The following is a 13,501-nucleotide window of genomic DNA, read 5'->3' on the forward strand; positions in this document are numbered from 1 at the left end:
AGTATTTTATTTTACGATACTTATATAAGCATCAATAAAAGGAGTGATTCTTGTGTATAAGGAAAAGGTATTAGTAATTCATATTCAGGAGCTTGTAAAAAAACATAATATTTCTTTAAGGGAGCTTTCAAGGCGAGCTGATATAGATATTGCACGGCTAAGTGAACTATCCAGCGGAAAACGGCAGCGTATCAATATTGAATATATCGAGCGAATAGCTGAGGCTTTAAATATAGATGACATTCGTGATATTTTGACGATTGAGGACAAATAAAATTTCATAAACACCTCAATATAATAATCGCTTTTTGAGTTAATCTATTTTGTTAGTAAATTATTAAATCCGATTATCTCAAACATGTAAAAACAATTGAATCTCAATTAGAATTGCTATCGATCTACTAAAAATAAATAATAAGCACCGAGTGATACTTATATAAGTATCACTCGGTGCTTATTATACTAGCTGTTACCTTCATAAGCAACAATTTTATAATTTTTTTTCTAAGCTATTACCGTCATTAATTACGTTTGATAAATCTTCGATAAATTCATCCCTTTGAGAATGATTAAAAAACTTCACTCCTGATAACTTTACATTCTCATCTTCTCCAATTATGGATATCCCTTCTCCAATTTGTATTTCTTCAAGTAAGTTTTGTTTCCATAAATCTGTTTGAACTAAATGTTTTCCTTTTGGTTCAATGTAAACTTGAAGAATATGTTCTTCATTTTGCAGATAAAGAACGAAATCTGGCATAAAGCCTCTTACACTATCAAATTCCCTAATTGTTAATCTTGTGCTTCTATCGTCATTTCTTATAAGAAATACTGTTGGATATTTTTCTTGGATTGTTGAATAAAGACTATCTATTAGCACTAGCAAGTCATATTCTAAGTGGTTCATAACTGCTTTATCATACACGTACCATTTGAAGTTAGTAGTAGATTTATCCACAATACGTTGACTAACCTCATTGTGAAAAAGATCTTTCTCAGTTGTTAAAATTGCATAGTCTTTGATTCGCTCTCTTATTGGGACAGGTTTGAAGGTTCTTAACCCATGAACCTTTTTATAATTTCTTCGCATTTTACTTTCTATATATAAAAGATATTTTTCAGTAATAACAAGCATATCTTTTCTTGTTAGTTCGTTGGGAGACATATGGCTAGGCAAAAAAACTCTAATGTTTCTATTACCTAAAAAATTCTCATCCTCCAAAAAATCCACTTTCCCTGTAAGAATAGGTGCGTATTCTTTTAAACGGTTGAAATGAAAAAACTTATTTCTTTGCATTGCTTTTCTGACTATCGTTTTATCTAATGGCATTAAATAGCTGATCCTATTGCTTAATAGTTGGTCAGTTTGATTGTTTAATAAATTTTTTTCAGCTACTCTTGAAATATAGTCTATTTCCCAAATACCATCTATACCATAAGCTGAAAGTGAAGAATAGTCTTCTGCTGTAGTTTCAGTTGTTTCATTTTCATATAGCTTCCCGAATTTAAAAACCTCATTTTTGACAAAGGATGTTTTTAATTTAGCTTCTAGCACCTTTTGAGTTCCATCAATATCACTATCTAAATTAATTGCATCTAATGACTGCTCCAAGTTTTTTAAATATGCAGATTCATTAGTTGTATGATAATGAAGTGTTTCCAAGATAGCTAATGAATTTGTTTGTTTATCAAATCGTCTTCTGTAGGATTTATCATTCTGATAAATGAACGGATAGTATCTGGCTCCACGTCCAATTAATTGGGCTTCACTATCAGTTGCACTTTTTGTAGATGCTGCCCCTTCACCTACTCGTACAATATCGTATAGGTTTAGAACATCCCAACCTTCATTTAGTTTAGCTACAGCGAAAATCACACGTACCGGGTTATTGGGTTCTTCTAAGGTATTTAATAATGTAGCGTTACTGACACTTAATAATTCCTTACCATTAGCATTCAAAATATTCAAATAGTGGAAATCTTCTTTTATTTCAACAATCAATTGATTAATTTCTTTATTTTCTTTTTCTAGATAATAGCTATACATAGTATATAAGATAGAATTACCTGAAACTGACAAAAGTCTTCTTTTTATATGCTCTAACAAATTATTTTTGGATAGATTTTCAACTAAAGCTTTAAATTCGGACTCCTTGTTATTGGATACTTTTATCGTATTAGATTTAAACATAACAATCGGTTTCAAATAAATGCCATTATCTTTCGCAATAAGCTTACGATACTGGCTCATAAGTAAAGCATCCATCATTTTAATATCATCTGTTTCTGTAGCTTGCAATCTCACCACGTTTTTTGAGTACTTATCTTGCATAAATTGTTTCAGATCATAAGAGAAAATTATTTTATCCAAATATTTTTCTTTAATAGTTGGATTACCCATATCAAGAGTTGCTGTAAATTCGAACAGTTTATTATTAACAAACTGTCCTCTATCGTTGCGTAGATAGAGAATATTCTCAATAGTTTTCTCCCATGATAAAGCTTTCACCTCATCTTTAGACAATTTTTTTTTCTTAGTATCAGCATTGAAATGGTGCGCTTCATCGCCTAACATAATTACTTTATTTTGTTTCAAACTATTATAAGTAATAGCATTCTCTCTAGGATTGTTTAATTCTTCGTGTAACCCTTGTATGGTCGTTAATTTCAAATATATTGTATTTTCACTAGGATTTATTGGAAAATCTCTAACTTGCTCTATCTCAATACTATTCCCATTAATCACAATGCCATCTCTTGAAAAAAGATACTTGGAGGATTTAGGATTTAAGAGATTTTCTTTTGTTTTAGAAACAATCGCATCTGTATTGACAAAAAATAAAAAGTTTTGATATTCGAATTCCTGATACATATATAGAATAATACTTGCCATTACCATGGTTTTACCTGAACCTGTTGCCATATTAAATAATAGTTGTTTGTTTTGGTAGCCTGAAGAGGTAATTACACTAGCATTTTCTTCATTTAACATAAACTCTAAAGATTCTAATGCTCTTTTTTGATAGGGTCTTAAAATATCGCTTAAATTACTTTGAATATAGGACGGTATTTCTTTCTTACTATAAAAAATATTATTCAACATTCCATCTGTAACTTGGTTTTTTTTATTCTTGTTTCCAGATAGCCATTCAAACAGTTTTTCTCTCGGCATCAACTAACACCATCCTCATAAAAACTAAAGTTAAATGCTTTATCTCTTATTGACACGTTATATTCTTGATCATCTATTTCAGAATAATTGACATATAATTGATTAATATCCATGAGATCTATTAATAATTTTTTTTGCTTTTCTAGGCCTAAGTCCTTAAAAGATAGTCTCTCCTTAGTATTTTCATCAATAATAATAGATTTATTTGATAACTTCTCTAATTCTAATAAATAATTTAAATTTGCATATTTTTTCACTGATTTTAGTACTTCAAATATTTCTGAAGTAGTTTCAGCTTTTTGAATATCTTTAATAAAGATATTATTTAAATCCATTAATTCAGTATAAATGAAACTTCCTCCACCTTGCCAGCCAACATTTTTTGAGATACCCCCACTCTCACCTTGCATTACTTTTATTAGGCGAGGAACAGATACTGTATTAATGTAATCCATTTGTTCAATTCCTATAAATTGTCTATTCATTTTCATTGCAACTGCTTGAGTAGTAGCTGATCCCATGAAGAAATCTAAAACCAAATCTTGTTCATTAGTAGAAACTTCTAAGATTTTTTCAATCAATATCTCTGGTTTAGCATAATTAAAACTATCTCTACTAAAGAGTGTGTCTATTTCCTCGTTACCTTTTTTGTTTTTAGCATTACTTAATAATGTTGTAATAAAATCTTTTATCAAAAAATCACTTATTACTGATGATGGTCTGTTTTTTTGTTCATCTTCATCTTTAAAAATACGTCTAAATGGAGTATTTCCACTCATGAAATCATAATCATCTGGAAAACCTATTCCTCCTTTTTCATACCATTCAGTAAAAGTTTCTTTAGACACTGCCCAACTTCTATTTGGATTCACAGGATATTCTTTGCCAGTTCTAGGATTAATCATTGTAAAGTCAGAGTTCGGACGTTCCTTTACGGTTGTTTGTTTTGTTAAATCTGCTTTTCTCCATGGTCTATTAGGGAAATCCCCAGTCTCAATATATTGTCTTTCCACAGAGCGACCTACAATAGTATCAGATTCAGTACCCTTTGTATATATAAGTATCCAGTCAAAATCTTGTGAAAAATTAAAAGGGACATCAGATTTACCATCTCGTATTTTTCTTGGAAGGGTACCCACAAATTTTTCTTTCCCGAAAATTTCATCTGCCATTACTTTTAGATAATGCATGCCATCTTCACTGATATTTATCCATATAGAACCTTTTTCAGATAATAATTCTTTTGCGACTTCTAATCTATTTTTTAAAAAAACTAACCAACTAGACATTCTAAAATTAGAATTATATTTAAATGAATCTTCTGATATTTTTTTCTTAAAATAATACGGGACATCAATATAGACAAGCTTTACTTTTCCTGCATATTTTTTCTTTAAAGAATGTAAAGCCAGTAAATTATTTCCTTTAATGATAAGGTTGTCAGTTGCTGTAATCTTTGATACTTCTTCTTCACCATCTTTTGTGTATTTTCTCGTGTTTGTGAAAACTTTTGGCGATAGTAAAGTATCAACCTCATCACGTGCTATAACTTTATTATAATAAACTTCTTTCTTGCCTAGATCTTCTTTAGTCATACCACCTTCTAAAATACAATCTTTGAAAGGAAAATCTAAAACAATATCTGAATCATAATCTAAATATTTCCCTTGAGCAGTTAAGCCAATTTTGTTTGAGAATTTAGTATAACTATCCTCCCAAAAATCTTTGTAGGTAAACAATTGAATAAATTCTTCAATTTTAAATATACTTGTTCCATTAATATTTATTTCAAATTGCTCTCTAATTTTTTTATTTGTTAATAATGCAGTAATTAAATCAGAATTGTAACTTCTTAGATCTTCCACTACTTTATTTTTTAACAGAACCTCATTATCCCAGTACTGATGAAATTTAGATAGTACTAGTTGAGTTTCTTTCAATAAGACTGTTTCAGGCATTTTATCCTCCTATTTTTATGATAAGTATTCTAATAAACTTTCCATACTTCTCATTTCATTTAATTTTTTCTGCGGAGCTTCACGTTCTTCTCCCTTGTACGATTTAAAACAATCAATATCATTCTTACCACACCAGCTAATAATCCCCATGTTATTGATTGTAGGTACTGTTATTCTAGGCTGGTTATACAGATCATACCAAAAATATACTTGAATATTTACATCAGTTAATTCATCCTTCGTAGTAGCTATTTTGAAATTGGTTAATATATCATCCGGTTTTTTCATTGCTGATATAGAAGATTTTACAGAACATTTAAGATTCCTGTTATCTTTGCTTTTTAAAATAATATCATATCCAGAGTCAGGCATACCTGAATCTTTCACTATTGCTGATTTAGCATATTTATCCTTTTTATTTAACCATTTGATTACGGAATATTCAGCAATCTCCCCTATTAGGATATTAATCAATCGATCTAAACTGTCTCTCTCATGCAAATTTTTTCTGTCTTTTATATTTTTCAGTATATGTTCTGAATTTGATAAAAGCTTAATAAACTCACTATCTGTAATTCCAATGTCGCTACTAAAAACAATATCATTTTTTAACAGCATTAAAAATCCCTCCAATTACCGTAAAATAATTATGTTTTATTTTATCGTAATTCTCCAAATAATTATTTTTATAATAAATTTTACACTAATTTTGTTCTGTCCCAATATTAATCAATTCATTTCCTATATCAAATGTTTGGGAAAGTCAGTACTATATCATATCATTTTCTTAATCATTTGTGGTCATATCGATGTTTTATCATTTTTGTATCGTTTTTAATACTAAGATTATAGATGTTTAATATTTATAAAGTCATTGTTATTAATGTAAATCATAATCAAGTATTTTATAACACGAGTTATTAATATAATTACTTACACTAATTTATTTCAAAATTCGTAATACTTTTGAATAAAAGCATAATAATAGAGAAAGCTATAATTGGAACTCTATAAAATTATTGATTTCAATCAGAACAATATATAATTTTCTCAACAAACCTCTTTATAATTTAATATATTATCTATATGCCTATTATCCATAATGAGTAATTTAGTCACAATTTATTAATTGTATTTCCATCACATTAATCTAAACAATGTAATACGTGAAGAAAGTTTTGCTCAGATATCTTTCATATCAAAAAACTTCTCAAATTAATTATGAATCTTCTTACGTAGATTTTAAAATTCTATCTGAAAGTTCTTATGTTTTTTTGTTCTCCCAGTTAATTTTGGACTCTTTTATATAGCAATCGTTATGATGATTAACCATAATATGGAAGATTTCTCACTTAGCAATGCCTATCTTTATAATGTAACAGTTGGGAGATTTCATCTACATTTAAAAACAACTAATGATAACTATCAAAAGGATTTGATAATCTACCATTATTATTAACGAAATCATCTAGCATAGAGTTATTATCAAAGTAAACTTGTTGAGCATAAAAGTAAAAGACAACCAGCTTTTGTGTGTATTCATCCTGAATACGTGTAGTTAAACCTATAGATTTAATCAAATATGCATATGCTTCGCTATAACAATCAGATTTAGTCCTATTTGATAATTTAAGTCTTGCTTTTTCCGCCGCATATTTACGCTTTTCAATTGTATTAAAAATGGTATTCATTTTTTCAACTTCCCTTTGAATCTGCAGTGAATATGATTGGAATGTCATACTATTCATTGTTTGAATCCTCCTTTTTATAGTATTGCATTTAGAATCATAGGTGTGCTTTTTTATGTGCATTTAGCTATACTAGTCCGCACTCCTTAATGATCATCTGAATTTAAATATACTTTTCAATAAAATATATTAACCAATTAAAACTTATGAAAAACAAAAGAGTAATATACAATTATTCATTCATCTCAAAAAAGACAATTACTCATCTTTTTTACATACATGTTTGTAATAACAATAAATAACGAGTTTTAATATATAGTTCAACTGTAAGTTTCGTTGCATAGTATCTGGTTTAAGTTCCCATTGCATTTTCTCTAAATTTTCAAGAATATCAGTACCAATTAAAAATCTTGGCGTGATGCTACCGACATCAAGAATCCCTTGTTTTTTAAGTTCTTCTTTTGCTGTTTTTTTTGCTTCTTCTGATATTTTTAACCAATCAGAAGGAGTCAATTTTAAAGACTTACTATAATGATAGGCAGCTTCAACAATACTTCCACTAGAAACAGAAATTAACAATGTAGGAGAATAATTTTTGAATTCCTCAGATGCTCTGAGTTTATCTTCATACTCTATAATCAACTTATCTTTATCCTTTTTTAGTTGTTCTTCATATTTTGAAATAATATCATTCAACCATTTTTTAGTTTCATATGCAATTCTTACAGATTTATATATTCTAGGCATTTTCCCTCTCCAGTCTAATAGTGTTTTATACTTATATTATAACATTTTATTGAAAGGCTATCAATATTATTTATGGATAACAATAATCTAGTATGCGAAACAAAAAATTTATAATGCTTATCCAATCTTTTTTCGTTTCGGTCACGTCACGTAATCCAAAAAAGCACCTTCCAAATACTTGGAAAGTGCTTTAAATCGTTGATATAATAACTATTAACGCTTTGAAAACTGTGAAAATTTACAAACTTTCTTAAGACCAGGATGGCTATTCCTGAATTTTATAGAGCTGAAAAACGCTTTAACAGCGGGATTTACAGCAAACTTTTAAGGAAAATAGTTTTACTAAATTCTATTGAATTTTAGATACTCGTTAACAATATTAATAACAAAAATAATTTAATTGCATATCAGAATATAGTACTCTTACTTACAACTATTACTTAAGTTTCCCAATCAACAGCATTTAGCTGTTCTAAATATAACGCACCCTTCTCTCTATCAACCATGTAAATATATTTAGCTTTCCCAAATAAATGGGCCTTATAATTTGAGCTTGCAATGTTTCCGGTCCTTTTCATATGAGAATTTAGCCCATACTTATTAATATAATAAATATCTCTTCTTAAATCTCGAATAATATTTTTAGGAACCGACAATTTTTCATTAATTACTATACCTGTAACTTGTTTTCTATCACCTTTTTTTAATAACTTAACTTTCTTTTCATTAACTAAAAATTTCTCATCAGTTACTATATTAATAAAAAACTGTTTGTATTTATAGACGGTTCTTCCACCAGATATAGTAATATCATCGGCATATCTAGTGTATTTTAAATTGTTTTTTTTACACAACCCCAAAAATCTACTATCCATTTTTCTACATACTAGATTGGCTATATACGGACTGCTAGGAGCTCCTTGAGGTAATTCATTTTTGTATATGCAAATATTACTTAAAGTATTAGATAAATCATTTGTATATCCAAAATGTTTGAACATTAAAAATACACGGATTTTACTAATCGACGGAAAAAAGTCTTGAATATCTAATTTCAATATATATTTCTGTCCGATGTGGGGTTTTGCATTATCAACAATAGATTTATTTGGCACAAATCCAGTAATTTCATTATTGCACTCTTGTGAGTATAAAATGTTATCCAAAATCCATCTCTGCATATATTTTAATTTTATGGATGGCAAAAAGAGTGTTCTCACTTCTCCTTGCTTTTTTTTAGGAATCTCTACTTCATGATATTGATATTCCAATTTAAATAAAATATTATAAAAATCTGTTTTTTCTAACCCAAGCAACCTTCTAAAATGTTCTGTATCAAATATCACAGGTACATTATTTCTTTTCAACATTGATGAATACTTCTTAATGTCTTCTGCTGACCATTCTTCTTTTAATGATAATGGATTTTTATCAGAACTCATATTTTCTCCTCAACTGAATTCGCTACTAGTTAACTAATATTTCTTGAGTTTTTCAAAACGGTAATTTATTATTGAGACCTTCGGAAATAATCAAATTACTGTCTGAGCTTTAGCGAAGCATGCTTGGACGCAATTTGTTCAAGCATGTTTTGCTATTTAGGAACTTAATTTCTTAGAAAAGCGACTCGCTTTTCAGACACTCTAACAAATTTTAAGAAGAAAAATAATCATCATCTAATGTCAACGCATCCTTAGATTTAGCAAAAGAATCCATTGGATCTTTGATTAAATCATTAAAAGATAAACTACTTAGGTTATTACTTTTAAGATACTGTATTGCTTTAGTCGACAATTTTTTTTCAATATTAATCCATCCATCTTGAATCAAATAATCATAATGTACCCGCAACTGTTTTCTATTATACATTAAAATATTTCTTAACTCAAAATTTTCCGAGGATGCTTTAAATTCATTCAAATAAACCAATGTTACAACAACTTTGATTTCATAATTCTTTATTTTCAAAACAGATAGATTATATTTAATATTCTTTAAGTCATTCTGATGTTTTAAGAAATCAAATTCTGCCTGTTTTCTTGGAAATAATGCAGACCAATAGCCTTCAAAATGACTCCAATAACTACTAATAGTATTATTGGGGCTATTTCTATAAAATGTGACTAGAGCTTCCGATTCATCATAACCTAAAGGGAAAGAGCTATTAACATCTTCTTTTTCAAAATTTCGAATTACTTCTCTTAACTCTAGAGAACCATTTAATATCTTCGTACTTTTGCAACTATATTTTAAATATAGTTTATTTGAACCTGCATTTTCTTTTACAAACCTTAATATATTCTGCTCTGCTTCTTCCATAATATGAATACAGTATATGACTATTTTCTTATCTTCCAAAAATGGCAACAACTTTCGGAAATAGGTAATTATAGTGTTTCCTGATCCTGAAAAATCGTCAATGAACACTATAGTTTCAACCTTTTCTATCATTTTTGATTTAGGTTTCGCAAGTAATTCTTGATATATATCAAGCCCTTTACTGTTGTCTAAAGAATTTACTTCTAGATACTTATTTAAAAAGAAATTTGAACTGTTATATTTTGTTAGTGCTTCTACATTTGAAATATTACAAAATATGGTCTTCTGAATATTAACTGCTCTAGATAAAAAGTCATGATGAAATTTTCGAAACATATGTTCTACAGTTTCTCTAGAGTAGTACCTATAGTTATTTATTCCATCTATTAAAAAATTACTTACATTAGTCTTATCACTTAGTTTCGTTTGCGATACAAAATAACCAAACTTTTTTTTAAAATTTCTTACATATTCTTCTTCACTATCACGAACATTATTGTTTACAAGAAAATTTTCTAATGCATCATCAAACTTTTTACCCATTTTCGCCTAGCCTCCTCTTTAAGCAAAAGAGATTACTCAATTTTAAATACATTTATATAGATACTATTAAAATAGAGCATATTAATTTTCATCATTAGCTATTTTTTGAGTGATGACTGTTATTCATGAAATTAACCTGTTACAAGATTTATATATTCGGCTGATTCCAAATTATTCAGCATACCCAAAAATAAAAACTTTCTTTTTTTTCAATTATTTAATCGCTATCTATCACACTTTTTCTTTTTCGTCCTATCCAACAAATAATCCACATTGACATCAAAATAGTCAGCTATCTTAATCAGTGTACTGGCCGTCCATTCAATTTTTCCAGTTTCATACTGAGAATAAGTATTTTGAGAAATATTTAATAATTCTGCCATTTGCTGTTGTGTCACATCATTATCTTCTCTTATTGAACGAATATTTTTGTATTTCATCTGCATCACCTATATTCATTATAGGTATCTGTAATAAAGATATTAATATTTATCTGTAATAAAGATATTATATATTGTTCAATAATTTAACTTGAATGACAAAAATGGAGATAGATACAGAAAAGCGAACAGAATTAATCATAACAAAAAGTCAGCCGATAAAAACAATCTCTTGTCAAGACCTATTTCTTTTAAGCAACACTTTCGATCAGATTCACTCGTGGGTAGAAATGCTGTATTTAATAAATAGTTTCTTTACCAATAGTAAAGCTCCTTTGAACAAGAAAAAAATTCTCATAGAATGTAGCAAACTCTTATCTCTTTGCTACATTCTATGAAGATTTTTTACTTTGCACAACTAAACTGATAAAACAGATTAAAGATTTAAAAACTAGACCAAAAGTTAGAATTTAGTTTTACTTTATCTGTACCAGACTGAAAGGATACGACTTATATATTTATACTGATCTACTCGTTTGTTACCGCAAACGGTAGGGATATACGTTGTAAAGCGTATATTCAATAAGAAAAGTCAACAGTGCCCCAAACTTTGTTGACTTTTTTTAGCGTTATTTAGTTACACATCTATTTCTATTCTTCAAACCAATCATAATAATCATCCACGGTCTTCTCTGCATAGAGTTTTAATAATTCCAGACTTAGGGATTGGAATACCTGTATTAATTCATCCCCACCAAAGAAAGTCGAAAAGCGTTTTCCCGTTAGTTCTTTAGACAAGCTAGAAATAAGCTCTTCTGTTTCATCTTCATCTGCAAGAATATTAATTAATTTCCCCACTAGATTGGTATCATCAAAGGACAGCTCTTTCTCTTTTAGCGTTCTTTCATAGCTCTCCTCTATCATAGAAAGAATTTTTTTCGTATCTCCATAGTCAAAATCTCTGGTTGATTCATAGTAAACCATTATTTCTGAACTAATAAAAATAACGGCATCTTCTCTCTGACCACCTTCTAAACCGGTATGCTCTGTAAGATAGCTTTATATCAACTCTTGAATGTGCACTCGTAACAACTTAACGCGGATTTCTGCATAACAATCATCAATGCCCCCTTCTATTGGATAGCCAAAATCAATTTCCCATCCCAGATTCTTAAAACTACCCGTTAAAAATTCTGGTTTTTTTAATGGTACATCGAGATAATCTTTTAATGGAGCGGCTTGTCCTCGCAATAGTAAATAATCTCAAATATAATCTTCTATTTCGCCAAAATAAAACCAGCCGACTGGTCTTCCACTAAGCTCTGAAACCTTCTCAACGACTTCTAACGGGGCTAAAGAATATCCTCGAACATAAGAATTGATGGTTGGCATAATTAATCCCAATCGATTGCCATTAGTCACTATACTCGTTACCAAATCAAAAAAAGACACTTTCCAAATGAATGAAAAGTGTCCTGAAACCCTTGATGTAACAACGATTAACGTTTTGAAAACTGTGAAGCTTTACGAGCTTTCTTAAGACCTGGTTTTTTACGTTCAACCATACGTGCGTCACGAGTAAGTAAGCCAGCACGTTTAAGAGCTAAACGGAAATCAGGATCAACTTGTAACAATGCACGTGCGATACCGTGACGGATTGCACCTGATTGTCCAGCGTATCCACCACCATTTACGTTTACAAAAACATCGTATGAACCTTTAGTTTCTGTAACGCCGAATGGTTGGTTGATTACTTCACGCAAGTCTGCGTGTGGGATGTATTCTTCAACATCTTTTTTGTTAACAGTAATTTTACCAGTACCTGGTACTAAACGTACGCGGGCTACTGCATTTTTACGACGGCCAGTGCCGATATATTGAGCTTGTGCCAATGAAATTCCCTCCTATTAGATTAAGTTTGTGATGTCCAATACTTCTGGTTGTTGTGCAGCATGTGGGTGTTCAGCGCCAGCATAAACATGAAGTTTCATTCCTTGTTTACGGCCTAAAGTGTTTTTAGGAAGCATGCCTTTTACAGAAGTTTCGATCAAACGACGAGAATTTTTAGCACGTAATTCTCCAGCAGAGACTGATTTCAATCCTCCTGGGAAGTTTGAGTGACGGTAATAAATTTTATCGCTTGCTTTGTTACCTGTTAATTTGATTTTTTCTGCATTAATGACGATTACGAAATCGCCTGTATCCACATGAGGTGTGAATGTTGGTTTATTTTTACCACGTAAGACAGATGCTACTACTGCTGAAAGACGACCCATAGGAACATCTGTTGCATCTACTACGTACCATTTACGTTCTACTTCGCCTGGTTTGGCCATATATGTTGTACGCACAATTTTTTCCTCCAATTCAATTTCACGAATGTTTGACATACACTTGAGTTTCCGGGGCTCTTGTGGGGCAAACAATACCATATAACATAATACCTTCTATAAAGCCTAATGTCAACGTAATTCCGCCTCTTTTTGAAAATTTTCTCCATTCGTTTTCTGCCATTTTCTCTGAAAAACGAAACTTGTTGTTGCAGGTTTCTAAAACTGAACACCATAATGAATATTATGTATAAACTTTCATTAGCAAAGTGAGCATCCACTTCTTTTCCTTAACCATCGATAATAGTATAAAAACCTGATAATCACCACTTTTATGTATAAATATTTAATTTTACCCTTGATT

Annotated in this window: 12 protein-coding genes; 1 reads left to right on the forward strand and 11 read right to left on the reverse strand. The window is 29.8% G+C overall.

Features of this window, described 5'->3' with window-relative positions:
* Positions 1–52 precede the first annotated feature (52 nt).
* Positions 53–274 carry a helix-turn-helix domain-containing protein gene (locus IGK61_RS17065; protein WP_074536276.1) on the forward strand — a complete coding sequence of 74 codons (222 nt, stop codon included), beginning with the start codon at positions 53–55 and terminating at the stop codon, positions 272–274.
* Between the two features lie 216 nt (positions 275–490).
* Here IGK61_RS17065 and IGK61_RS17070 read toward each other — a convergent pair whose 3' ends face one another.
* The 11 genes from IGK61_RS17070 to rplM all read right to left on the reverse strand — a co-directional run bounded on the left by IGK61_RS17070 (position 491) and on the right by rplM (position 13,161).
* Positions 491–3,172, reverse strand: a complete 2,682-nt coding sequence (locus tag IGK61_RS17070; protein WP_074536277.1) for a DEAD/DEAH box helicase family protein — start codon at positions 3,170–3,172, stop codon at positions 491–493.
* Complete coding sequence (locus IGK61_RS17075) at positions 3,172–5,130, reverse strand: DNA methyltransferase (protein ID WP_074536278.1); 1,959 nt, start codon at positions 5,128–5,130, stop codon at positions 3,172–3,174. Before IGK61_RS17075 ends, IGK61_RS17070 begins: the two co-directional genes overlap by 1 nt.
* Positions 5,131–5,145: 15 nt before the next feature.
* Positions 5,146–5,748 carry a hypothetical protein gene (locus IGK61_RS17080; RefSeq protein WP_074536279.1) on the reverse strand — a complete coding sequence of 201 codons (603 nt, stop codon included), beginning with the start codon at positions 5,746–5,748 and terminating at the stop codon, positions 5,146–5,148.
* A gap of 794 nt (positions 5,749–6,542) precedes the next feature.
* The gene (locus IGK61_RS17085; RefSeq protein WP_074536280.1) at positions 6,543–6,878 is read right to left on the reverse strand and encodes a hypothetical protein; all 336 of its coding nucleotides are present in this window, start codon (positions 6,876–6,878) and stop codon (positions 6,543–6,545) included.
* A gap of 198 nt (positions 6,879–7,076) precedes the next feature.
* Positions 7,077–7,565, reverse strand: a complete 489-nt coding sequence (locus tag IGK61_RS17090; RefSeq protein ID WP_074536281.1) for a hypothetical protein — start codon at positions 7,563–7,565, stop codon at positions 7,077–7,079.
* Positions 7,566–8,005: 440 nt separating this feature from the next.
* Entirely contained in the window at positions 8,006–9,007 is a 1,002-nt protein-coding gene (locus IGK61_RS17095; RefSeq protein WP_074536283.1) for a reverse transcriptase family protein, read from the reverse strand.
* A gap of 211 nt (positions 9,008–9,218) precedes the next feature.
* Positions 9,219–10,427 carry a phosphoribosyltransferase-like protein gene (locus IGK61_RS17100; protein WP_074536285.1) on the reverse strand — a complete coding sequence of 403 codons (1,209 nt, stop codon included), beginning with the start codon at positions 10,425–10,427 and terminating at the stop codon, positions 9,219–9,221.
* 224 nt (positions 10,428–10,651) lie between these two features.
* Positions 10,652–10,867 carry a helix-turn-helix domain-containing protein gene (locus tag IGK61_RS17105; RefSeq protein ID WP_074536287.1) on the reverse strand — a complete coding sequence of 72 codons (216 nt, stop codon included), beginning with the start codon at positions 10,865–10,867 and terminating at the stop codon, positions 10,652–10,654.
* Positions 10,868–11,458: 591 nt separating this feature from the next.
* Positions 11,459–11,791, reverse strand: a complete 333-nt coding sequence (locus IGK61_RS17110; RefSeq protein ID WP_074536288.1) for a hypothetical protein — start codon at positions 11,789–11,791, stop codon at positions 11,459–11,461.
* Between the two features lie 515 nt (positions 11,792–12,306).
* Complete coding sequence (rpsI, locus tag IGK61_RS17115; RefSeq protein WP_003128901.1) at positions 12,307–12,699, reverse strand: 30S ribosomal protein S9; 393 nt, start codon at positions 12,697–12,699, stop codon at positions 12,307–12,309.
* A 15-nt stretch (positions 12,700–12,714) separates the two neighbouring features.
* On the reverse strand, positions 12,715–13,161 hold the full coding sequence (rplM, locus tag IGK61_RS17120) for a 50S ribosomal protein L13 (RefSeq protein ID WP_301280258.1): 447 nt from the start codon (positions 13,159–13,161) through the stop codon (positions 12,715–12,717).
* Positions 13,162–13,501: the final 340 nt, after the last annotated feature.

The sequence above is a fragment of the Enterococcus sp. AZ063 genome (genome assembly GCF_051715045.1).
Lineage (GTDB): Bacteria > Bacillota > Bacilli > Lactobacillales > Enterococcaceae > Enterococcus_D > Enterococcus_D casseliflavus.